23 protein-coding genes are annotated in these 20,871 nt (G+C 61.9%); 4 read left to right on the top strand and 19 right to left on the bottom strand.

Annotated elements, in window-relative coordinates; translation table 11 throughout:
- Positions 1-647 precede the first annotated feature (647 nt).
- Positions 648-1,667, top strand: a complete 1,020-nt coding sequence (locus RY831_RS06595) for a LysR family transcriptional regulator (RefSeq protein ID WP_326505525.1) — start codon at positions 648-650, stop codon at positions 1,665-1,667.
- A gap of 352 nt (positions 1,668-2,019) precedes the next feature.
- On the opposite strand, the gene RY831_RS06590 is transcribed toward RY831_RS06595, so the two are convergent.
- The 17 genes from RY831_RS06590 to RY831_RS06510 form a co-directional block, all read right to left on the bottom strand.
- Positions 2,020-3,438, bottom strand: a complete 1,419-nt coding sequence (locus tag RY831_RS06590) for a sigma-54 dependent transcriptional regulator (RefSeq protein WP_326505524.1) — start codon at positions 3,436-3,438, stop codon at positions 2,020-2,022.
- Positions 3,439-3,758: 320 nt separating this feature from the next.
- A complete protein-coding gene (trmB, locus tag RY831_RS06585; RefSeq protein WP_326505523.1) occupies positions 3,759-4,436 on the bottom strand; it encodes a tRNA (guanine(46)-N(7))-methyltransferase TrmB in 678 nt (225 codons plus the stop codon).
- Positions 4,437-4,442: 6 nt separating this feature from the next.
- Positions 4,443-4,988, bottom strand: coding sequence for a LysR family transcriptional regulator (locus RY831_RS06580; protein WP_326505522.1), 546 nt, complete (start codon positions 4,986-4,988; stop codon positions 4,443-4,445).
- Between the two features lie 219 nt (positions 4,989-5,207).
- Positions 5,208-5,465 (bottom strand): BTH_I0359 family protein, encoded by a 258-nt coding sequence (locus RY831_RS06575; protein ID WP_194725224.1) that lies wholly within the window; start codon positions 5,463-5,465, stop codon positions 5,208-5,210.
- Positions 5,466-5,617: 152 nt separating this feature from the next.
- Positions 5,618-5,977, bottom strand: a complete 360-nt coding sequence (locus RY831_RS06570) for a GTPase (RefSeq protein ID WP_326505521.1) — start codon at positions 5,975-5,977, stop codon at positions 5,618-5,620.
- Between the two features lie 3 nt (positions 5,978-5,980).
- The gene (locus tag RY831_RS06565) at positions 5,981-6,706 is read right to left on the bottom strand and encodes a response regulator (protein WP_326505520.1); all 726 of its coding nucleotides are present in this window, start codon (positions 6,704-6,706) and stop codon (positions 5,981-5,983) included.
- Positions 6,707-6,760: 54 nt separating this feature from the next.
- Positions 6,761-9,121 (bottom strand): sensor histidine kinase, encoded by a 2,361-nt coding sequence (locus RY831_RS06560; RefSeq protein ID WP_326505519.1) that lies wholly within the window; start codon positions 9,119-9,121, stop codon positions 6,761-6,763.
- A 2-nt stretch (positions 9,122-9,123) separates the two neighbouring features.
- Complete coding sequence (locus RY831_RS06555; protein ID WP_437126229.1) at positions 9,124-9,702, bottom strand: DUF4390 domain-containing protein; 579 nt, start codon at positions 9,700-9,702, stop codon at positions 9,124-9,126.
- A 51-nt stretch (positions 9,703-9,753) separates the two neighbouring features.
- Positions 9,754-9,909, bottom strand: a complete 156-nt coding sequence (locus tag RY831_RS06550) for a hypothetical protein (RefSeq protein ID WP_326505518.1) — start codon at positions 9,907-9,909, stop codon at positions 9,754-9,756.
- 40 nt (positions 9,910-9,949) lie between these two features.
- A complete protein-coding gene (rsmB, locus tag RY831_RS06545; RefSeq protein ID WP_326505517.1) occupies positions 9,950-11,257 on the bottom strand; it encodes a 16S rRNA (cytosine(967)-C(5))-methyltransferase RsmB in 1,308 nt (435 codons plus the stop codon).
- Positions 11,258-11,356: 99 nt separating this feature from the next.
- Positions 11,357-11,992, bottom strand: a complete 636-nt coding sequence (locus tag RY831_RS06540; RefSeq protein ID WP_326505733.1) for a LysE family translocator — start codon at positions 11,990-11,992, stop codon at positions 11,357-11,359.
- A 140-nt stretch (positions 11,993-12,132) separates the two neighbouring features.
- Complete coding sequence (locus tag RY831_RS06535) at positions 12,133-12,996, bottom strand: alpha/beta hydrolase (RefSeq protein ID WP_326505516.1); 864 nt, start codon at positions 12,994-12,996, stop codon at positions 12,133-12,135.
- Positions 12,997-13,053: 57 nt separating this feature from the next.
- The gene (locus tag RY831_RS06530) at positions 13,054-13,398 is read right to left on the bottom strand and encodes a DUF1840 domain-containing protein (protein ID WP_326505732.1); all 345 of its coding nucleotides are present in this window, start codon (positions 13,396-13,398) and stop codon (positions 13,054-13,056) included.
- Positions 13,399-13,563: 165 nt separating this feature from the next.
- Positions 13,564-14,091 (bottom strand): hypothetical protein, encoded by a 528-nt coding sequence (locus RY831_RS06525; protein ID WP_326505515.1) that lies wholly within the window; start codon positions 14,089-14,091, stop codon positions 13,564-13,566.
- A 53-nt stretch (positions 14,092-14,144) separates the two neighbouring features.
- Positions 14,145-15,116, bottom strand: coding sequence for a DMT family transporter (locus RY831_RS06520; protein ID WP_326505514.1), 972 nt, complete (start codon positions 15,114-15,116; stop codon positions 14,145-14,147).
- 32 nt (positions 15,117-15,148) lie between these two features.
- Entirely contained in the window at positions 15,149-15,997 is an 849-nt protein-coding gene (locus RY831_RS06515) for an AraC family transcriptional regulator (protein ID WP_326505513.1), read from the bottom strand.
- A gap of 116 nt (positions 15,998-16,113) precedes the next feature.
- Complete coding sequence (locus tag RY831_RS06510) at positions 16,114-16,452, bottom strand: hypothetical protein (protein ID WP_326505512.1); 339 nt, start codon at positions 16,450-16,452, stop codon at positions 16,114-16,116.
- Positions 16,453-16,638: 186 nt separating this feature from the next.
- Between RY831_RS06510 and RY831_RS06505 the strand changes: the two genes are divergently transcribed.
- On the top strand, positions 16,639-18,087 hold the full coding sequence (locus RY831_RS06505) for an aminotransferase-like domain-containing protein (protein ID WP_326505511.1): 1,449 nt from the start codon (positions 16,639-16,641) through the stop codon (positions 18,085-18,087).
- Position 18,088: 1 nt separating this feature from the next.
- On the opposite strand, the gene RY831_RS06500 is transcribed toward RY831_RS06505, so the two are convergent.
- Positions 18,089-19,621 carry a YifB family Mg chelatase-like AAA ATPase gene (locus RY831_RS06500; RefSeq protein WP_326505510.1) on the bottom strand — a complete coding sequence of 511 codons (1,533 nt, stop codon included), beginning with the start codon at positions 19,619-19,621 and terminating at the stop codon, positions 18,089-18,091.
- Between the two features lie 4 nt (positions 19,622-19,625).
- A complete protein-coding gene (locus RY831_RS06495; RefSeq protein WP_326505731.1) occupies positions 19,626-19,871 on the bottom strand; it encodes an accessory factor UbiK family protein in 246 nt (81 codons plus the stop codon).
- On the opposite strand from RY831_RS06495, the gene RY831_RS06490 reads away from it, so the two are divergent.
- Both RY831_RS06490 and RY831_RS06485 read left to right on the top strand, forming a co-directional pair.
- On the top strand, positions 19,864-20,028 hold the full coding sequence (locus RY831_RS06490) for a hypothetical protein (RefSeq protein ID WP_326505509.1): 165 nt from the start codon (positions 19,864-19,866) through the stop codon (positions 20,026-20,028). The two genes, RY831_RS06495 and RY831_RS06490, sit on opposite strands and share 8 nt — an antisense overlap.
- Positions 20,029-20,106: 78 nt before the next feature.
- The gene (locus RY831_RS06485; protein WP_326505508.1) at positions 20,107-20,856 is read left to right on the top strand and encodes a TorF family putative porin; all 750 of its coding nucleotides are present in this window, start codon (positions 20,107-20,109) and stop codon (positions 20,854-20,856) included.
- Positions 20,857-20,871 lie beyond the last annotated feature (15 nt).

The following is a 20,871-nucleotide window of genomic DNA, read 5'->3' as shown; positions in this document are numbered from 1 at the left end:
AGTCTTGCGATAGCCATGTTGACATGTGTGCGACTGGTCACGGCCCCTGCTGGCTTGAATGCCGACTGCCACTTCAACTTTACTCTCCGGTTCCCGTCACTGCCTGCCTCAAGCAGAAGTGGCGGGCTTTTTTTATACGCACCTCCGTCGCGCTGTAAATCAAGGGGGTTTTCAGCACTGGACAATGATTTACACATTTGGACTGCAAAAGTAAGGTGCCATACACAGCTTGGAAAAAGAGATCATAAGAAAACTTGATGACAACTTGTTCGCACGTGCTGCGGCATCTTCCGCGATATGGCGCGATTGGATGTTATTTCTTAAATCACAGGAATAGATCCTAGTCGGAAAATCCCTTTTTTAATGCTGGATGGCAAAGTGCATATCAGCAATGTAGCCGTGAAGATTTTTTCCATTCTCAGCCGTAACGCTTTGATTGGAGTGGTCTGATTAAGACGTTACACATTTGGACGAAAGATTTGACGCACCTCGAATTTGCCCTGATAAATCAAGGGCTTGGTGCGCAGGCTTGGGAATTGCTATGGCGGAGTAAGCCAAGGCCTGCCAGATTCCGGCGTTGGCAGATCCTGATCATTTGCATTGGCCAGCAATATTCACGATTCGTCGAAAGATAAAGGAAGAAATAGATGACGCAATTGAGAACCCAGCCCTTAAGTCAGCCGGCACGACTGGACGCACCCCGGGCAACCTTTCGTTCGCGGCCGCACGATATCCATAACATCTACGTCAGCTTGAAACAGTGGCGCATTTTTCACGCGGTAATCGATTGCGGAGGATTCGCCGAAGCTGCCAAGTCCCTGCATCTGAGCCAGTCGACCATCAGTTATACCGTCTCCAAGCTGCAGGAGCAGCTGGGTACGTCCTTATTGCGCATCGAAGGCCGCAAGGCCAACCTGACACCGGAGGGGCGGGCGCTGCTGGACCGTTCTCGACATGTCCTGAAGGAAGCCATCGAACTGGAGACTTTCGCCAAGAATCTCGGACAGGGGTATGGCGGCGAGGTGCGACTAGTGGTTGACCACAACTTTCCACCCCATCTGCTCATGCGTGCGCTCAGCGACTTTTCCAAGATCGGACGCGCGGCCAGTCATGTCAAGCTCAGCGAGGTTGACACCTTGCAGGCGGAAGATGTTCTGCGCGACCTGAACGTGGATCTCGCCATCAGCGAGCGCGTGCCGCTCGGTTTTCTCGGCGAGCCCCTGGTAGAGGTCGAGCACCTGCCGGTCGCGCATCCGGATCATCCCCTTCTTCGCCTGGGGCGCGATGTCACCGCCGCAGATCTTGCTCAGCATGTCCATGTCGGGATCGGCCATGCCTTCGAACGCGACCGTGGCGCCGGCTCCTCAAAGCCGACGCGGCGCTGGGCAATGAGCAGCCTCGACACCGTAGTTCAAGCCGTCGCGGAAAAGCTGGGATATGCATGGCTGCCGGAACACCGCATCCGTCACTGGCTCGATGAGGGCATGCTGGTTCGCTTGCCGCTGGGCGATAAGCGCGCCTACAAGACTATGTTGTATCTGATCCATGGGCGGCCTTGGGCTTCAACCGCCGCAGCGGGTCGGCTGGCCGAAGTGCTGCGCGGGCTCACCGCGGAAGGGAATGCCGGCGGTAGCGGCCTTTCGCCAACGGTAAATCGCGTGATGTAATTCACCTGCGGGATTGCAAAGGCCGAAGTCACGGAGCGCATGCCTCATGCTCCGTGACTTCGGCCTTTTATCCCTTGCTGCAACCGCCTGGCGAAAACTTGGGTGGCTTTGACCGACGCGTACTTACGCGTGACGCAGGCGCCGCATATGCAGCTGCCTGATATTCAAACCACCATTTTGCCGCGACCCGAACCTGTGAGCTCGCCACTCATGGCTCGCGGCGCCATTGCATGGGCATGCCAACTTCAAGCTGAGGTAACGCTGAAATAGACGCACGAACAAATCGACACTGCAAGTCCGTGAAGGCTTGCAGCGTCGATGCCACTTCGGCGCCGCCTGTGCGCAGGCTGATCTACTTGTGGAGCTCTATGTCATGCTTGGGGGCGCCAACATAGGGAGCCCTGGCCGCGGAGATGACTTCCGGACGGATGTTGTACTTCTCTATCAGACGATACAGCGTGACGCGCGAGACCCCGAGCAGCGTAGCGGCGCGCGATATCTGATTACGGGATTGAGATAGCGCGCGGCGTATCATCGTGCGCTCCGCCGCTGCGCGTGCATCTTCCAGCGACATCAGCGGCGCCTGTTCGGTGCCGCGTTCAAAGCCAAGGTCTTCCGGCTGTATGAAGCGCCCTTCAGCCATGACGGTGGCACGCTGGACGCGATTGACCAGTTCCCGCACATTGCCCGGCCAGCTATGGCTGAGCATGGAATTCATCGCCGCCTTGGAAAATCCGCGCAGGCTGCGATTGTGCATGACCGCAAACTTCTTGAAATAGTATTTGGCGATGTCTTCGATATCCTGGCCGCGATCGGCCAGCTGAGGCATGGAGATGCACACCACATTGATACGATAATAAAGATCTTCGCGGAAACGCCCCTGGCGTACGGCTTCGCTCAAATCGACATGGGTTGCCGCGATCACGCGCACATCGATTTCCAGGCTTTCAGTGCCGCCCACGCGCTCGATGGTCTTCTCCTGCAGGAAGCGCAGCAGGTTGACCTGCATGTCGAACGGCATGTCGCCTATCTCGTCGAGAAACAGCGTGCCGCCCTGCGCCGCTTCAATGCGGCCGATCTTTCGCTGCCCGGCGCCGGTAAAAGCGCCTTTTTCATAGCCGAACAGCTCCGACTGGAACAATTGCGGTGCAATTGCGCCGCAATTGACTGCAACGAACGGTGCATTCCTGCGCGCCGACTGACGATGTATCGACAGCGCGGCCAATTCCTTGCCGGTTCCGGAGGGACCGGTGATCAAGACCGAGGCGTCGGTGCGGGCAACTTTCTGCAACTGGCTGAACAGCTGCAGCATTTGCGGCGTCTTGCCAACCATCGCAAACTCGCCATCGGTGACATGCGGCGGCGGCGAGTGCGCTTCCTGGCTGGCGTCGCGCAGGTAAGCCATGCCCCATGCGTGGCGCAGCGTCAGCACGATATGGTCGAGCTGGGCCGGCAGCGTGATGAAATTGAACAGATGCTCGCCGATGAAGCTGCGCATGCGAGGCTGTGAAATCAGTTCCTGAGCGACCAATGCCACCCAGGTGATGCGGTTGTTGCTGATGAAGGGTTCGCACCTGTCGAGGCAATGCAGGTCGGTTTCCTGGTTGAGGATGAGCAGGCCGACGCGGCATCCCGCCTTCGTTGCGTCCTGCGCGGCATCGAAGTCAAAGCACTCGACCAGGTCGAGCCCCTGCTTCTTCAGCGTTTCGGAGTAATAGCACTGGTGTCCGTTGCGGCTGGTCAGGCGCAGTACGAGGACAGGTTGAGACATGGGTGCAGAGTTGGACGCATAAAGCATTTCACAATACCTTCTTGTTGATGCTTGTCGAGGCGTCTGACCAGCGCAGAAACATTTTGCACGTCATGCACGCATGCGTGCGGCCGCGTAGCAAACAATTTCAGGGAAGGCCTCGACGACTGTCGTTGGCAAAGAGTCTATTCAAAGCTTTTATCGGTCGAGCTTAGCGTCTTTTACAGGGCCGAACAATGCCATAAATAGGGGATTTCCACAGAACCGGATAGCCGTTTGCTTTCTGTCAAAGTGAGGTCAAACGGGTTTGATACCCCCTTCCCAACAGGCTGTTTCCGACCTCATGTTTGACCGGGAATCGATGCGCGGCAACGCCATAGGCGATGTCCGGAGACCAGGTATTTGTGCTCGAAGGGCGTGATGGGCGACTGCGGTTCGAATGGTTCGCAGGCAGTCGCATAGCCGCTCAGTCGCTGGAGCGCGGCAGCGAATTCATCAATATAAATCCGCCAGTTGCTGCGGCATTCCAGTTCGCCGCCGAGCGTAACTATCGTCGGAAAGACCGGGTGGCCATGCCAGCGCCTCGCCACATGTCCGATCTTGGGCCAGGGATTGGGATAAAGAATGTAATGCCGCGCCGGGCGGATGCCTGTCATGGCCATCAAGCGCCAGTAGTCGACGAGATCGGCGCGTACGCGGATGAGATTCGAAGGCGCCTCGCCTTGCCATGCGGTCATGCGCGCGAGGCGGTCGGCCGACTGGTCGATACCGATCACGAAATGATCGGAATAGCGAGCCGCGAGGTGCAGCGTCGACAGGCCGACTCCGCAGCCCGCGTCAATGATGAGCGGAGCTTCACCGGCCTGCTTCCAGGCTGCAAGGCTGAGATCGAAGGCCTGCCGGTTGTAATCGAGGATCGGCTTCAGGAACCGTGTCCGGGCATGCCTGTCGACGAGGGTAAACAACTGCTCGTGAATGGCGGTCTGCGCGCTGGAAATGGGGCTGGAATTGGCAAACATGGCGTGTCAGCTCCAGGCCGGCCAACGGTAGACCCCGGCCGCGAATTCAACAAATGCCCGCACTTTTGCGGAGACATGATGACTCTGAGGGTAGACGGCATACAGGCTTCGCGACCGCTTCGGATAGCCAAGCTGCACAGGCGCCATGCTTTCCTGGGCGAGATCATTCTGCACGTTGAACGATGCCGTGGTCGCTATCCCGGTTCCGCCCAGCACCGCGAGCTGCAGCGCAAGATCGGACGTCCCCAAGGCCATGGGCGAGTTGATCCGCAATCGTCCCTCCGTGGTGGTGTGATGCTGCGCCATGGCGAGATCGGCATCCTGCAGATCGTCCGCGATAGGGCGCGCGCGCTCGCAATAGCCGCGTCCCGCTCCGGTCAGGGCGATCTTGCGCGTGGTGGGATTGATCGGCTGCACGCCCAGCCGGTCTTCAGGCTGGCGTACCTGTCTGGAAACCCCCGTGTGCGACACATTGACGGCCGCAGCCGCGGCCGAGAAACTGCCGGCTTCCGCCACGCGGCGGCATGCCCTCAATTCACTTAGCTGATCCATTCCTGCCTCGTAGAGCACGCCTCATCGATCGGGCAAAGGAAGGCCGCACCGCATGGTTTGCGGTGGGCGGTTTGCGATCTCGAGGGATGTCGTTTGAAATGCCGCCATCATGCCACAGGGCAGCATTCAGGCACGGAATAAGAATCAGCTTGGCGACGCGACGCTATGTCGCCGGCACACCAGAAAATGCGGACATTTCATGGCATGCCATCGTGCGGCTCAATGCAGAGTCACGGGTTGACGCATCAACTCGTCATATTTACCGAGGAAGTCATCGATTTCTTCAACGCTCGGTTCGGTTGCGATAAGGTTTTCCACTTCTTCACGGAAGGATCTTGCCAGCGTACCGCCGATGAAAATCTCGCGTTTGCCGGATTTGTCCATAATTTCATATCCGCCAAAGCGCAAGGCGTCACGGCCGTCGTCAGCACCAAATTCCACGACGCTATACTGCTCGCTGTTGTAGATTAAGTTCATGTTGCGCTCCTTGTTAGGGGAAATATTCTGGTCACCCAGTTCCCTTCAATGCAAAAATGGGGCCACCCCACTTCTTTTCAAGCCATTACGCCAAGGAGTTTGCGCCGGCTGCGGAATCGGTAAATTTCGCGGTGCCGGAGCGAGTAAGATTTTCATGCAGTGATGTCCGGTGTCAACATCAGCAGCGATGCATACGGGGGCTGGTTCAGGAATTCCCGGATGCGGGCAAGATGTTCGGAGCTGGACAGGCCGATATACAGCCGTGCCGGCCGCCGGCGGAGCATGCGGTTGAGCGTGACTCGCATGGTAAGGTTGCCGGTGCAGCAAAGGCAGCCGGGAGCGATGCGCGTAACATGAAGGCCAGGCAGGTGCTGCAGGTCTTCAAGCGGCTGCATGCCGTCTGGAAGCCCTTCGAGGATAACCGCGACATCGGACGCATTGTTCAATGCTTCGGCGATGGCAGCTTCGCGCCGGGAAGGCGTGGCCCCGGTGACGAGCGTGGCAGCAATCACCCCTTACTGACCTTTTCTCGCCGCCTTGCTGGGTTCAACGCCAAGCTGCTTGAGCTTGCGATAGAGATGCGTCCGCTCCAGCCCTGTCTTTTCGGCAACACGCGTCATGCTGCCACCTTCCCGTACCAGATGGTGTTCGAAGTAGGCGCGCTCGAATGCATCGCGGGCTTCGCGCAAGGGCATGTCGAACGACACGCCGAACAGCGGCGTTTCCACCGGCGGTGCCGGCTGCGCCAGCGGCGCGGCGGCGGCGATTCCCGCCGTCATGGCCTGCGCATAGGGCGTGGTGGCTGCCACCATTTCCTCTGCCGGAGCTAGCGCGGGGCGCGGCTGGTAGACCGGAGGGGCGGGCCGTATGGTTTCCGGCGTACGGGTCAGGCCTTGTTGTACCGCCTTGAGTAATTTTTGCAGGGCGATCGGTTTCTCAAGGAAGTTCAGCGCGCCGATCCGTGTGGCTTCAACGGCGGTGTCGATGGTGGCGTGCCCGGACATCATGATCACGGGCATCGTCAGCATGCCGTCACGCTGCCATTCCTTGAGCAGGGTGACGCCATCCGTATCGGGCATCCAGATGTCCAGCAGGACCAGATCCGGAGTTGCCTGCGCCCGCGCCTCGCGCGCCTGCTGCGCGTTTTCTGCCGTAGTGACGACATGACCTTCGTCGCCAAGGATTTCCGAGAGCAATTCCCGGATGCCCATCTCATCATCGACTACCAGAATATTTGCCATATGCTTACCTTATCTACATACATTGTCGCGGAGTGTTATTGCCCGCATGGCGACTCATGCTGCCGTTCCTTCCGGCAAGTCCGCAATGATGCTGCCCGAACCCGGCGCTAACTTTAACAGCAAAATTGACACTTTGGCACCATTTGCACCTGTTCGGTTTTTGATGTCGATTTTCCCGCCGTGTTCATCGACAATCTTCTTCACCATCGCCAGGCCGAGTCCGGTGCCACGCGCCTTCGAGGTCACATAGGGTTCGAAGGCGCGCGAAATGATCTTTGCGGAAAAGCCTGGACCGTTGTCGGTGACCGAAATGCGTACCGCCGTCTGCCTGCCGCCATCGGAGTCTTCATAGTGGACCGTCTCGGTGACGACCTCGATGCGCGGAATATCGGCGGCCGGTCCGCGATCGGCGATGGCGTCCTGCGCATTCTGCAGGAGGTTGTGAATGACCTGGCGCAACTGGGTTTCGTCGCCCATGACCCCGGGCAGGTCCGGCGCCAGCGACGCATGGATCACGTCACGCTCGTCGCCGTTCATGTAGAGGTGCAGGATTTCCTGCACCAATGCATTCAGGTTGAGCGGTGACAGCACCGCCGGCGGCGTCTTTGCATAATCGCGGAAATCGTCGACCATGCGCTTCATCGCCGATACCTGGTTGACGATGGTGGTCGTGCTTCTGGTCAACATCGCAACATCGGGTTCGGGCAGCTTGGACTCGAGCTTCATTTGCAGGCGCTCCGCCGACAACTGGATCGGTGTCAGCGGATTCTTGATTTCATGCGCCAGGCGCCGCGCCACTTCACCCCAGGCAATCGAGCGCTGCGCGGAAATCACTTCGGAGATGTCGTCGAATACGACGATATAACCCTTGCCGCCGGTGATGGGCAGATAGGAGCCGCGCGCCAGCAGCGTGATGTCATTGTCCGGATCGGAAGCCCCGGCGCGGCGCGGCACCTCGATCTGCTTTTGCCAGTGCAGTTCGTCGGCATGCTCGGCAGCCCCCGCCAGTTGCGCGCGCCGCTCCGAAAAGGCCTTGGTGATCGCATTGGCCATCGGCTCCAGGCCATCGATGGCCGACAGCGGCTTGCCGATGTGCGCATTGAAATCCTGGTGCAGGATGCGCTCGACCGATTCATTGCAGGTGACCAGCCGGAATTGTCCGTCGAGCACCATCACGCCGGCCGACATGTTGGCCAGCACCGATTCCAGGTAGGCTTTCGCATTCTCCAGCGCCGCGCGATTGCGCTCCACCGATGCGCGCGCGTCGGATAGCTGGCGCGTCATGGTGTTGAAGGACTGCGTCAGCGTGCCTAACTCGTCGTTCGTCGCCACGATCGGGCGCGGCGACAGGTTGCCCTCGGCGACCGCCTTGGTGCCTTCGGCCAGAACCAGCAGCGGCTGGGCGAGGTCGCCGGCGATGAGGAAGGCCGCCGCGATCGCTCCGAAGATGGCCAGGAGCAGGGTCAGCGTCAGCGTCACGATGTAGATCTTGCGCAGGCCGGTACGGGCAAGCGAACGTTCCTGGTATTCGCTGTAGGCGGCGCGCAGCGCCTCGGCATTGGTCGCCAGGTGGGAAGGAGCGGGCTGCAGCAATTGCAGATAGCGCGATTCCGACTGAAAGTTCAGTCCTTCGCCCGAGGAGGAAGGCAGGGCCACTACCACGCGCAAACGCAGATCGCCGGTAGCGCCGGCCGGGGTCGATGTTGCCTGCTGTTGTTGTGCATCGCTGCTCTGGTTTTCCTTGGTCGCGGGGTCTTGCAGGTCGGGGCCGCCCTCGATCGCGGTATAGCCCCGCGTCATGCGCGCCTGGCGCAGCATCGCGGTGGTCGGCAAATCAGGGATCAATGCGCCGATGCGCCCGCCGACGGTCGCGACGATTTGACCGCTGGAAGTAACGATGGTTGCTTCCTGGGTTTGACTTTGGTCACGCAGGCGCGACAATTGGGTCACCTGGGTTGCTTCCGACATCTCGGACAGTTCCAGCGCCATGCTGCGTGCCTTGGCATGCAGGTCGGTGAGCGAAGCATCGAGTGCGGTGCGGCCCAGCGTCAGGCCGGCTTCCAGCGCTGATTCCACCCGCACGTCGAACCAGGACTCGATGGAGCGCGACACGAACTGCACCGAGACTATATAGATCACCACCCCGGGCAGAATGCCGATGATCGCGAACAGCAGCACCAGGCGGGCCATCAGGCGGGAACCGAATTCGCGCCGCTTGTATCCCCTGTACAGGCGCATCAGCAGCAGCGCGACCAGTGCCAGCAGCGACACCGCGATGACGCCGTTGAGCACCAGTAACTCCGGATAATGGCGATCGAAGAAGGCCGAATTCTCGGAGGCCGACGCGAGCAGGAACAGCAGGATGCTGACGATGGCGCCGCCGACTACCAGAAAATATCGAAGGAAACGCTGCACGCTTATTCAGCCTTGAAAGTGAACTGGTGCCAGTCCGAGGAAAAGCGCCAGTCGGAACTATTGAGCGCATGCACCTGAAACGGCTTCGGCAGGCGCGCCACGTCCAGGCCCATGCGGACCGCCACATGATAGGTCTCGCCCGGCTTAAGCGCGCCCCGTTCCGCGATGATCCAGCGGCTGGGGCGCCGCACGAGCGACAGCGCATCGTCAAGCGAGCTGAAGCTTTGCTGCAGGAGCCCGCTGATCGACGCATGGTACTGATGCGTCAGTACATTGTAAGAGATGCGAATGGTCTGGGAGGCATTGATGGCTTTTTCATCGAACCAGTACCAGCGCGGCCGCGTCAGCTGGACATCGGTCGTGAAGTACAGCGGAATGCCGCGCGTCACCGCGTCTTCCAGCCCGCGCGTGAGCTCGAAGGAAAACCCCAGCGACAGCCGGTAGCCGTCCTCGGTGCTTTCCAGGCTGGCGCGGGTAATGTCAACGCCTTCCGCCGCATGCGCGGAAAGGAAGGCAAACGGCGACAGCAGCAGTGCGGCGATGCACCAGCCGGCCAGGAGTCGGAAGAAGCGATGAGTCACTCGAATTGCGCCGCAGTCAGAAATGGAAGGGTATACGCATGCCGGTCACAATCAGCACGGGTCTGGCATTGTAGCAACGCCGGCGGAACGGCCGCCGGATGAGCGATGCGCCTGCCGGAGCGCCATGCCAGTGATGCCGATGACGCCGAAGCCGCCCAAGTCGCCGTAGCCGCCAGAGTCCCCAGAGCCGCAATTGTTTGTTTTCATGCATCCTTCCAGCGAAGACCATTTCTTGCCAAAGATACTATCAGAGCCCACTCTTTTGGAATAGCGCATAGAACAAGCCATCGTGATCCTGCCCGTTCCCTGCAACAGGAAGCAGCTGTCCCGGCGCCTGCAGCCGCAATGCCCCGTTTCTCTTGGCAAAGGCCGCAGCCTGCATTTCCGATTCCTGCGGCCACAGCGAGCATGTCACGAACAGCAACTTGCCGTTCGGGCGCAGCATGCGCCACAGGTTGTCGAGAATGCGCGCCGACAGCGTTGCCAGCTGCAGGGCGTCGCCCTTGCGGCGCAGCCAGCGGATATCCGGATGGCGGCGCACGATGCCGGACGCGGTGCAGGGCACATCGGCCAGAATGCGGTCGAACGGTTGCCCGTCCCACCATTGCCCGGCGGCGGCATCGCCCTGCCGCAGGGTCGCATTGAGTTGCAACCGCTGCAGATTCTCGTCGATGCGCTTGAGGCGCTGGGCGTCGCTGTCGAGCGCCACCAGGTCGATATCGGCCTGTTCCAGCAGATGACCGGTCTTGCCGCCCGGCGCAGCGCAGGCATCGAGTACACGCATGCCGTCCTGAACATCGAGCAGCGGCGCGGCAAGCTGGGCCGCCGCATCCTGCACCGACACCATGCCTTCGGCGAAGCCCGGAATCTGCGCCACCGGCACCGGCTTTTCCAGCCGAACCGCGAAAGGCCCCAGCGGGCTGGCCGCGATGTCCCGGGCGGCAAGCGATTGCAGGTAGGCGTCCCGGTCCGTCTTGCGGCGATTGATGCGCAGCGTCAGCGGCGGCGCGCTGTTGCCTGCGTTGAGAATGCCTTCCCACTGCGATGGGTAGGCCTGGCGCACCGTATCGATCCACCATTTCGGATAATTCCATCTCGCCGCAGGCTGGTCGCCGATCTGTTGCAGCAGGCCTGCGCGTTCGCGCAGGAAGCGCCTCAGCACCGCATTCACCATGCCCTTCGCATGCGCGATGGCTGCATCGGTGCTGGCGGCGGTCACGGCCTGGTCGACCACGGTAAATTCCTCGTAGGGCGCATCGCCGTCCGAAGGGAGCATCAGGGCCAGCGCGCAGCAGAGCAGGCCGTGCAATTCCGCGGGCGAGGGCGGCTTGCTGGCCAGGGTCGAAAGCAGGGCCTCGGCCTGGCCGAGGCGGCGCATCGTGCGGTAGGCGATATCCTGCATCGCGCCCCGGGCCTGTGGCGGCGGACTGAACTGGTCGAAGACCGTTGCGAGTGCCTGGGGCAGGGCGGTTCCTGCCTTTACCCTGGCAACCGCGCGTGCGGCGCCGAGCAGGCTGAAGGCAAGGGAATCATGTTTGAGTGAAGAGTTCGTCACGGACTTTCAGGCTATGGCTAAGGCGCGGGAATCGCGCATGGTTGAATTGAATGGGATTGCATGTTGATGCCGCGCCGTTCCATGACAAGGTTGCGCTCGTCACTGGCGCGTCAGGGCCAGCTTGACGCCGAGTCCGACGAATGTGGCGCCGACCGTGCGTTCCAGCCAGAGCCGGACCCGCGGATTGCGCCCGGCGCCGCGCGCCAGCGTGCCGGCCAGGAAGGCGGTGCCGCTGTTCCATACTGTGCTGATCAGCGTGAACGCGATCCCCAGCAGCAGGAATCCCATTGTCTTTTGATCGGAATCGGCCCGCACGAACTGCGGAATGAATGCCAGGAAAAACAGCACCACCTTCGGATTGAGGACATTGGTCAGCATCGCTTGCCAGAAGATGGTGCCCAGGGAGCGGGTGTTCTCGGCCGTCGCGCTGCCGGATGTGTCGGCGCCGGGTTTGGCGAGAATCATGCGCAGGCCGAGATAGACCAGGTAGGCGCCGCCCGCGAGCTTGATGACGGTGAAGGCGGTGGCCGAAGCGGCGATCACCGCGCTCAGGCCGATCGCCGAGGCCACCGCATGAACGCAGCAGCCGGCCGAAATGCCGAGCGCGGACAGCAGGCCGGCGGTACGGCCCTGTGCAATGCTGCGTCCCAGGATGTATGCGGTGTCGGGGCCGGGCGTCGCATTGAGCAACAATACTGCCACGACGAACAGGCTGAAGTTGTAGATGCCGAACAGTTCCATGATGCGGATGCGCCTCGCTAGATGTCGAAAGAATAAGGCGTTTGCATATGCCCAGGAAAGAATTGTAGCCGCAATGGCGGCCGGCGCAGGGAAGCCCGAGTCCAGGCTGCAATCAAGACGAATTCGGGGCGGACTCAGGCCGGACAAGTGTCCTTCATGTCCAGAGAGGCATGGGCATCCAGCCAGCGGTGCAGGTCGGCGAAGACTCGCGCGGCGCCGGTTTCGTTGAACAGTTCATGGTAATAGCCGGCGTAGCGATGACAGCTTGCAACATGCACTGGCAAACTCGCAAGAAAGCGGTCGCTGCCGCTCGCGTCGACCAGATGATCCTCGCCGGCCACCAGCAGCAGAACGGGAATGCCGAGCGCGGCCGCATGACTGTGGGTAAAGGCCATGGCGTCGAGCATGGCGCCGAGCAGGCGGGCGCTGATCCTGGCATGAACCAGCTTGTCGTTCTGGTATGTCTGCACTACCGCTGCGTCGTGTGACAGGTAACGGGACTGCAAGCCGTTGCTGATCCCCAGGCCCGGCGCCGTTGCCTCGAGCAGCTTGAACAGCAGTCGCTGGGCGGCTGACAGCCTGACGGCCAGTGCCGGCGAAGAAAGAATCAGGCCGCGCAGCGGCACCAGGCCGGCGGTCGCCAGGCGCGCCGCGAACAGGCCGCCCATGCTGTGGCCGAGCAGGAAGGGCGGACTGCCGCAGCTTTGCGTGAAATCCTGGATGACCATGACCGCATCGCGCAGCAATGCCTCCCTGTCGGGGACGTCGCCGCGCCTGCCGCCGGAGCGCCCGTGTCCGCGATGGTCATAGCCGCGGACCATCCAGCCATGCGAGGCCAGAAATTCCGCCACATGCGCGTAACGCCCGCAATGCTCGCCCAGGCCATGCATCAGGACGATGCCTCCGCGCCTGCTTGCCGCCGGCGCTTTCCAGTCTGCAATGAACAGGCTTACGCCGTCGGACGCGGCAAGCCGGGACGGCTGGCAGGATGGCTGCATGTGGGCTTCGTCGAGTGCTGCGGGCTGATAGTTAGTAGTGATTGAGTGATGCGCGGACTATACACCCCACATGACGTCTTGTTTTTCCTGCCTGGCTGCTCGCAGCATTTCAAGCAGGGGATAGGCACGGGTTGCAAAGCTGACAAACTGGACAGGTTCGTGCTCGTTGTCGTCACCATTCTCGTTATGATGGGCGGCAACATCGCGCTGCACTTCTTCCGTCATCGGATGCAGCCGGCTTTCCGCAATTTCGGCTTCCAGCCTGGCGACTGCCTGCGGCGCTTCTTCGGCGGTAATGACACCGCGCTTGACGTCCTTGTGGAACAAATCAAGGATGCGCTTTGCATGCTCTTCGTACATCGTCACTTCGGCGGCGGCTTTAGATTTGAATTTCACCAGCATGGAACCTCCATTGTCCGATCTTATGATTGAAACATAGCACGAGTTTTTGCTTTTGCTATCTGCCAAATCAGACTGCAGGCAATTTGCGCGGTTCATTTTGCGCTTTTCCGGCGTATGTTCGTCGTACCGGAAAGCATGCATTGCGCCGGTGCGGTTCAGTCCGGTTCAACCCGGCTTGAACGACCCGAGAAAGGTATCAACCGCCTCCCGCGGCACTTCCTTTTCCTTGCCGACCACGACCGCCTGGTAAACCCGGCGCTCCCGCGCGGCAAAGCGCGCCACCATCAATCGGCCCTGGCCTGTGACCTCGATTTCCGACATGCCGGGAGCGGCGGGCGCGGCGAGCTGCCGTTCCTGCGTCACCGTCCCGCCAAGATTGCGCACCATTGCTGTTTTCATGGCGGCCACTGCGGTCCCGGCCTGGGCCGCATCGGGCAATTCCGCGGTGCCCACAGCGAAGGTGACGCCGTTGATTTCCGCAGCGGTCATGGTCATGGTGACCTTGATGCCGTCGAGATCGATGGGGCGCGAATGCGAGGATGGCTTGGCCGGCATCAGCACCACGTAGGGCGCGTCGGGCCCGCGCGTCTCGCGCCAGTTATAGGTGGGATTGCATGCCTGCAGGCATGCCAGGCTCGCAAGAAGAAGCGTCTTTCGCGCAAGGGAAAAGGAAATGAAGGCCATGGTCGACATGGTAGCAGGTCGGGCATGCCGCTTCCGGCCGCGCGGCTCCGCCATCCGCCGGCTTACCCCGCCACCGCTTCCGACGCGGCCGTGTTGCGTGCCTGCTGGAAAGTCCGCATGCCGAGCAAGACGCCGACGCAGAGCAGGGCGATACTGGCCATCACCGCCGCATTGGGCGCCGCGCCGCGCCATGCGAAGGCATACAGCAATGCCGAGAGCGTTTCGAACACGATCAGCTGGCCGGCTAGCGAGGTCGGCAGGCGCTGGCTGGCCTTGTTCCACAACATGGTCCCCAGCCAGGAGGCGCAGAAGCCGAGGGTCAGCATCAGGCCGATGAAAGGCAGCGGCCGCGGACCGAGCGGGAAATCAAAGTCCTGGCCCTGCACCGCATCGAAGATGCCGTAGCCGATGAAGCCCGCCAGCGCCAGCGGCAATGTGGCAAGGCCCTGCGCTGTCGACCAGGTGGACGAGCGCAGTTGCGGATGCCGTTTCATGTGGCGCGCATTCATGATCGGATACCAGGTCCATGAGGCCAGGGCCACCAGCGCGATGAGGCAGCCAAGCGCATAGCTGGCTGTCGAACGGGAGCCGTCGAGGTGCGCCAGTTCGCTGGCATTGACCAGCATGAGGCCGGCGAAGATGATGAGCAGGGAAGGCGCCAGGCGGCGCCACGCCACCGCTTCGGACGGATGGCCGGGCGACCAGTTGGAAAAGATGGAAATGATCACCGGCAGCGTGCCGATCAGCATGGCGGGCAGCGGCGCATCGGCAAGCTGGATCGCGGTGGCCAGCGCGGCGTAATACAGGATATTGCCCACCAGCGAAAGCTTGAGCGCCGCGATCCAGTCGGCCTTGGTCAGCGCCAGGATGCGCTCGCGGTCGAACCAGGCTGGAACCAGCGCGATCAGGCCGAAGCCGAGATAGCGTCCGAAGGACAGGATCAGGCCGGGATAATCGCCCAGCATCAGGGGAGCGACGAAAACCAGGCCCCACAACAGCCCGGCGCCGAGCGCGCACAGCAAACCGATGAACATGACAGCAATGAAAGGATCGCAGGAGCGGTCGATTATCGCCGCGCCGATGCCTGCGGTCTTGTACCGATTTGCTGTTGATACTGAGCGGGGGTGACGCCGTAGGCGCGCTTGAACCAGCGATTCAGGTGGCTCTGGTCGGTCAGGCCGGCGGCGGCGGCGGCCTCCGACGGCGTGACGCGCCGCGCCAGCAGCCGCTTGGCGCGCGCGGCCCGGCGCGCCTGCACATACTGGTGCGGCGTGACGTGGAAGAGTGCGGCAAAGCTGCGCACGAAATGAAATACCGAGAGTCCGGCTTCGGCTGCCAGCGTCTCGACGCTCAGCGTTTCGTCCAGCCTGTCCTCGATGCAGTCGAGCACGCGCCGCATAGCCGCCATGCGCAGCCGTCCGCGCGCCGATTCCTGTTGCAGGTCGCGCGCGTTGCGGCCGTAGCGGGCGACGATGGCATCAACCAGCCGCGTGAAGCCGGAGATGAAGGCGAGATCGTCGGGCGCGGACCACATCTGCCTGAATATCCGTTGGTAAGCGGCAGCCAGCGCCGGGTCATGCACCGCGGCGTCGGGGAAGAAGGCTTCGCTGCCGGCCATGTCGCGCAGCGTGGCGGGTTCGATGTAAAGCATCTGGTAAGTCCAGCCGGCGTCGATCTCGGCTTCGCCGGTGTGCATTTCATCCGGATTGAGCATCACCAGCGTGCCGGCCGGCGCCAGGTGCTCGGCGCCCTGGTAGCGGAAGCGCTCGACGCCGGCTTCGATGGCGCCGATCGAGTAGCCGTCATGCACGTGCGGGGCGAACGCATGATCGACCAGGCGCGCCGAATACAGCTCGACGCCGGGCAGGTGCGGGCTTGCCTTGAAGGTAACGAATTCGGATGGATGCTGAAACATGACGGTGTCCTTGCCGCACCCGCATTGCAGGTCTGCAATGCGGATGCAGCACGATATCACGTGATGATAAATCGGTGGCCGCATCCTTGCCGAAGGCCCCAGGCTCAAACTCAGGCTCAGGCGCGGCGATTCGAAAGGCGCCTGCGCCAGCCGCCGAGCGCCTGAGCAAGGCGCAGCGGAACGTCAAGCCATGCCGGCCGGCGGTGCCTGCGCGGAAAGGCGATGATCTCGGCCGTCGCCAGCGCGGTCACGCTGATCCAGCCGCCGCTGCCGACCGCATGGGCTTGTCCCTCGGCCAGTACGGTGACCTGCGTCGGGAATTGCTCTCCAAGCCAATGCCGGGACTGCGTCACCGACAGCCTGCCGCTGGCAATGACAATGGAAGCGGCCTGGTCGGCATGCAGGTGCAAGGTCTGTCCGCGTTGCAGGAAAAATCGATCGACGGTGCGTTCCATGATTCAGGTCCTCTGCTCGTTGCTGCGATGTTGAAGTGACTCCATCGTACGAGCCGGAGCATGAGCGCAACAGGCACAGGAAATGCCGCGGCGTATCGCAACAGAGCGTTACCTGCGCATCTGTTATTGTTCGATTTGGCGAAATCTATATCTGTTCAGGCCGTGCCTGGCGGATCATCATGCGATATGGACGCTCTACCCCTTTATCGCCAGCTGGCGGACCATTATCTCGGCGCCATCAAGGCAGGCACGCTGCCGCGCGGCGAACGCATGCCCTCGGTGCGCTCGATGATGCGCCTGCATCAGGTCAGCCTGTCGACGGCGCTGCAGACCTGCCGCGTGCTGGAAAGCGAAGGATGGGTAGAGGCGCGGCCGCGTTCCGGCTACTTCGTGCGCCAGCCGCATCGCGCGGCCATCCTGCCGCTGGAGGAACCCAGCATCTTGCAGGCGCCGGACCCGGCCCAGTATGTCGGCATCCATGCGCGCGTGTCGGATTTCATCGCGCGCGGGCGCAGTCATCCGGTCCGGGTCAATTTTTCCGGTGCGCGCGCGGCGCCGGAGTTCTATCCATCCGAACAGCTGAAGAATGCCGCCATTCGCGCGGTGCGCCGTCATCCCGAGATGCTGGTGCGGGCGGCGCCTCCGGGCGGCAATGCCTATTTCCGCGCCGCGCTCGCCAGGCGCGCGCTGGCCAGTGGCATGGTGCTGTCGGCGGACGAGATCACCATCACCCACGGCTGCATCGAGGCGCTGAACCTGGCGCTGCGGGCCGTCACCCAGCCCGGTGATACGGTGGCGGTCGAATCCCCGACCTTCTACGGCTTGCTGCAGATACTCGAGAGCCTCGGATTGCGCGCGCTGGAGATTCCCACCAGCGCCACGCGCGGCATCTCGGTCGATGCGCTCGACATGGCGATACAGGCCTATGACAACATCAGGGCGGTGGTGGTGGTGCCGCATTTGCAGAATCCGCTCGGCAGCATCATGTCGGACGCCGACAAAGAGCGGCTGGTGCAGCTGTGCGAGCGGCATGGCATTCCGCTCATCGAAGACGATACCTACACCGCGCTGGCCGACGGCGATGCGCCGCTGCAGGCGCTCAAGTCCTGGGACCGCAGCGGCAACGTGATCCACTGCGCATCGCTGCACAAGATTCTCGCGCCCGGCATGCGCCTGGGATGGATGGTGGCCGGCAAGTGGCAGGCGCGGGTCGCCATGCTCAAGTACGCGCAGACCCGCGACAACGAGGAATGGTCGCAGATCACGGCCGCCGAATTCCTGAATTCCGCCGACTACGACCGCCACCTCAGAAAGCTGCGCGCCGCATTGCGCCCGCAGCGCGAGCGCATCGCCGAAACCATCGCGGCCAGCTTCCCCGCCGGCACCCGTCTCACGCTGCCGCAGGGCGGCATCACGATGTGGCTGGAACTGCCGGGCAGGCTGCCGTCAACGCCGGTGTTCGATGCGGCGCTGCGCCAGGGCATTTTGATTGCACCGGGTTCGATGTTTTCCAACTCGGGCCGCTTCGATGCCTTCATGCGCATCAGCTGCGGCGCGCGGCATACGATCGAGGTGGAGGAAGCGGTGCGCAGCCTCGGGCAGATCGTCGGCGGATTGCTGCGCGAGGCGGCTTAGTTCATTGTTCCCGCAGCGCGCGCCGGTACTGTATCGCTTCGGCCACATGCGGCTGCGAGATGGTGTCGGCGCCGGCCAGGTCGGCGATCGTGCGCGCCACCTTCAGCACCCTGTGATAGGCGCGCGCCGACCAGTTCAGCCGCGTCATCGCGCTATTGAGAAGCTGCTCCCCGTTCGCGTCCGGCCTGCAGAGCTCGTCGATCTCGGACGTGCCGAGCGCCTGGTTGTTCTTGCCCTGGCGTCGCAGCTGCCGTTCGCTAGCGAGGTGAACGCGCTCGGCGATGGCTTGCGAGCTCTCGCCTTCGGCTTTCTTCAGCAATTCCTCGTGCGGCAGTGCGCCCACCTGGATCTGCAGGTCGATGCGGTCCAGCAGCGGGCCCGAGATCTTGTCCTGGTAGCGCGCCACCATGTCCGGCGTGCAGCGGCAGCGGTTGGCGGCATGGCCGAGATAGCCGCAGGGGCAGGGATTCATTGCTGCGATCAGCTGGAAGCGGGCAGGGAAATCGGCCTGGCGCGCCGCGCGCGAAATCGTGATGTGGCCGGACTCCAGCGGTTCGCGCAGCACCTCCAGCACCTTGCGGTCGAACTCGGGCAGTTCGTCGAGAAACAGCACGCCGCGATGCGCCAGCGAGATCTCGCCCGGGCGCGGCGTGCCGCCACCGCCGACCAGGGCGGCGCCGGACGCGGTGTGATGCGGAGCGCGGAATGGCCTGGCTTTCCAGCGCGAGATGGAAAAGCCGCTGGTCAGCGATTGCACCGCGGCCGATTCCAGCGCCTCGTCATCGGTCATCGGCGGCAAGATGCCCGCGAAGCGCTGCGCGAGCATCGACTTGCCGGTGCCGGGCGGGCCCACCATCAATACACTATGTCCGCCGGCGGCCGCCACTTCCAGCGCCCGCTTGGCCTGGGCCTGGCCCTTCACATCGGAAAAGTCCGGATAGGCCGGACGCGCCGCATCCGCCCCATTGGCCTGCGCGCGGTGGCGGCCCAGCTTCGCTTCGCCGTCCCTGGCGGCGAAATGGGCGCAGACCTGCAGCAGCGAATCGGCCGGATGGATCACGGCATCGCTCACCAGGGCCGCTTCGTCGGCGTTGGCGCGCGGCAGGATGAAGGCGCGCCGCTTGCCCGACGCGTGTTCGGAGCGGTGCATCGCAAAGGTCATGGCCAGCGCGCCGCGGATCGGGCGCAGTTCGCCTGACAGGGAGAGTTCGCCGGCGAATTCATAGTTGCCCAGTTCATCGGCGGGCATTTGTTCGGATGCGGCAAGGATGCCGAGCGCAATCGGCAGGTCGAAGCGGCCGGATTCCTTGGGCAGGTCGGCGGGGGCGAGATTGACCGTGATGCGGCGCGCGGGAAATTCGAAGCGGGCATTCTGCAAGGCCGCGCGCACCCGGTCCTTGGATTCCTTCACTTCCGTTTCCGGGAGGCCGACGATGGTGAAGCTGGGCAGGCCATTGGCAAGATGCACTTCCACCGTGACTTCGGGCGCGTGCATGCCTGCCAGCGCCCGGCTTTTCAGAACCGCAAGCGTCATCGGCTTATTTCGGCGTCTTCAGCAGGACTTCCAGTTCCGCCACGCGGGCTTCGAGCGCTTCCAGCTTGGCACGCGTTCTTTCCAGCACCTGCGACTGGATATCGAATTCCTCCCGGGTGACCAGATCCAGCTTCGAAAAGCCCTGGCTCATCATGGCCTTGACGTTCTTCTCGACATCCTTCATCGGGGAGTTCTCAATGACTTGATTGATCTTGCTTTGAAGATCATTGAAGAAGTTGTTTTTGTCCATCATCAATCCTTGTGTCGAAAAATCGCACTCATCTGGTGCGAAGGGAAGGAAGCGCTTCAGCATGGTGCGCCTTGAATGGTGCAAGGCTCCAAATGCGGTGCATTCCGCAGCCAAGCGCGGGAAAAATGTAAAAAAAGATAACGCAATTGTGGCATGAAAACGGTGGCATGAGTCCTGCTAAGACGTTGGATATATGCAATACCAGTGTCATTCAAACTCACAAAAGGGAACCGCAATGAAAAAAATGATCCTTGCCGCCGCCGTGTTCGCTGCTTTCGCAACTTCCGCTTCGGCACAGCAAGCAGCCGCTACCCCGGAGCACAGCTTCACCGGCAATCTCACCCTGGCAAGCGACTATCGTTTCCGTGGCATTTCCCAGACCTACCGCAAGCCCACCATCCAGGGCGGCTTCGACTACGCGCACAGCAGCGGCTTCTACGTCGGCAACTGGAATTCCAACGTCAGCGGCAACCAGTACCCCGACGGCGCCAGCCTCGAGATGGACTTCTACGGCGGCTACAAGTTTGAAGTCATGCCCGACCTGAACGCCGATGTCGGCCTGCTCAAATACTACTACCCGGGCGCATCCATCGCCGGCGTCAAGCCCGATGCGCTGGAATTCTACGTGGGCGCCACCTACAAGTGGTTCTCCGCCAAGTACAGCCATGCGGTCAGCGACGACTACTTCGGCTTCACCAATGCCGACGGTTCCTATTACCTCGACCTGAACGCCAACTTCGAAATCGCCGAAAAGACCACGCTCGGCCTGCACGTCGGCCGCCAGAAGTTCAAGAACTACGGCGCCTTCGACTATACCGACTACAAGATCGGCGTGGCACGCGACTTCGGCTTCGCCACCGTCGGCCTGGCCTATGTGGGTTCGAATGCCGAATCCGCTTCCTACACCTATTCGAACGCCAGCGGCACGCGTTCCAAGGATGTGAGCAAGAGCACGGTCGTCCTCTCGCTTTCCAAGACTTTCTAAATTTCGTAGAGGTTC

The organism is Noviherbaspirillum album (genome assembly GCF_035916955.1).
GTDB lineage: Bacteria > Pseudomonadota > Gammaproteobacteria > Burkholderiales > Burkholderiaceae_D > Noviherbaspirillum > Noviherbaspirillum album.
Note: the sequence above shows the minus strand (reverse complement) of the source record. Positions and strands in the feature narration are given on the sequence as shown.

What these genes read in the sequence shown, in the direction of transcription:
- RY831_RS06595 (WP_326505525.1), top strand. Translation starts at nt 648, where the DNA reads ATGACGCAATTGAGAACCCAGCCCTTAAGTCAGCCGGCACGACTGGAC.
- RY831_RS06590 (WP_326505524.1), bottom strand. Translation starts at nt 3,438, where the DNA reads ATGTCTCAACCTGTCCTCGTACTGCGCCTGACCAGCCGCAACGGACAC.
- trmB (WP_326505523.1), bottom strand. Translation starts at nt 4,436, where the DNA reads ATGTTTGCCAATTCCAGCCCCATTTCCAGCGCGCAGACCGCCATTCAC.
- RY831_RS06580 (WP_326505522.1), bottom strand. Translation starts at nt 4,988, where the DNA reads ATGGATCAGCTAAGTGAATTGAGGGCATGCCGCCGCGTGGCGGAAGCC.
- RY831_RS06575 (WP_194725224.1), bottom strand. Translation starts at nt 5,465, where the DNA reads ATGAACTTAATCTACAACAGCGAGCAGTATAGCGTCGTGGAATTTGGT.
- RY831_RS06565 (WP_326505520.1), bottom strand. Translation starts at nt 6,706, where the DNA reads ATGGCAAATATTCTGGTAGTCGATGATGAGATGGGCATCCGGGAATTG.
- RY831_RS06550 (WP_326505518.1), bottom strand. Translation starts at nt 9,909, where the DNA reads ATGAAAACAAACAATTGCGGCTCTGGGGACTCTGGCGGCTACGGCGAC.
- RY831_RS06535 (WP_326505516.1), bottom strand. Translation starts at nt 12,996, where the DNA reads ATGCAGCCATCCTGCCAGCCGTCCCGGCTTGCCGCGTCCGACGGCGTA.
- RY831_RS06530 (WP_326505732.1), bottom strand. Translation starts at nt 13,398, where the DNA reads ATGCTGGTGAAATTCAAATCTAAAGCCGCCGCCGAAGTGACGATGTAC.
- RY831_RS06525 (WP_326505515.1), bottom strand. Translation starts at nt 14,091, where the DNA reads ATGTCGACCATGGCCTTCATTTCCTTTTCCCTTGCGCGAAAGACGCTT.
- RY831_RS06520 (WP_326505514.1), bottom strand. Translation starts at nt 15,116, where the DNA reads ATGTTCATCGGTTTGCTGTGCGCGCTCGGCGCCGGGCTGTTGTGGGGC.
- RY831_RS06515 (WP_326505513.1), bottom strand. Translation starts at nt 15,997, where the DNA reads ATGTTTCAGCATCCATCCGAATTCGTTACCTTCAAGGCAAGCCCGCAC.
- RY831_RS06510 (WP_326505512.1), bottom strand. Translation starts at nt 16,452, where the DNA reads ATGGAACGCACCGTCGATCGATTTTTCCTGCAACGCGGACAGACCTTG.
- RY831_RS06505 (WP_326505511.1), top strand. Translation starts at nt 16,639, where the DNA reads ATGGACGCTCTACCCCTTTATCGCCAGCTGGCGGACCATTATCTCGGC.
- RY831_RS06500 (WP_326505510.1), bottom strand. Translation starts at nt 19,621, where the DNA reads ATGACGCTTGCGGTTCTGAAAAGCCGGGCGCTGGCAGGCATGCACGCG.
- RY831_RS06495 (WP_326505731.1), bottom strand. Translation starts at nt 19,871, where the DNA reads ATGGACAAAAACAACTTCTTCAATGATCTTCAAAGCAAGATCAATCAA.
- RY831_RS06485 (WP_326505508.1), top strand. Translation starts at nt 20,107, where the DNA reads ATGAAAAAAATGATCCTTGCCGCCGCCGTGTTCGCTGCTTTCGCAACT.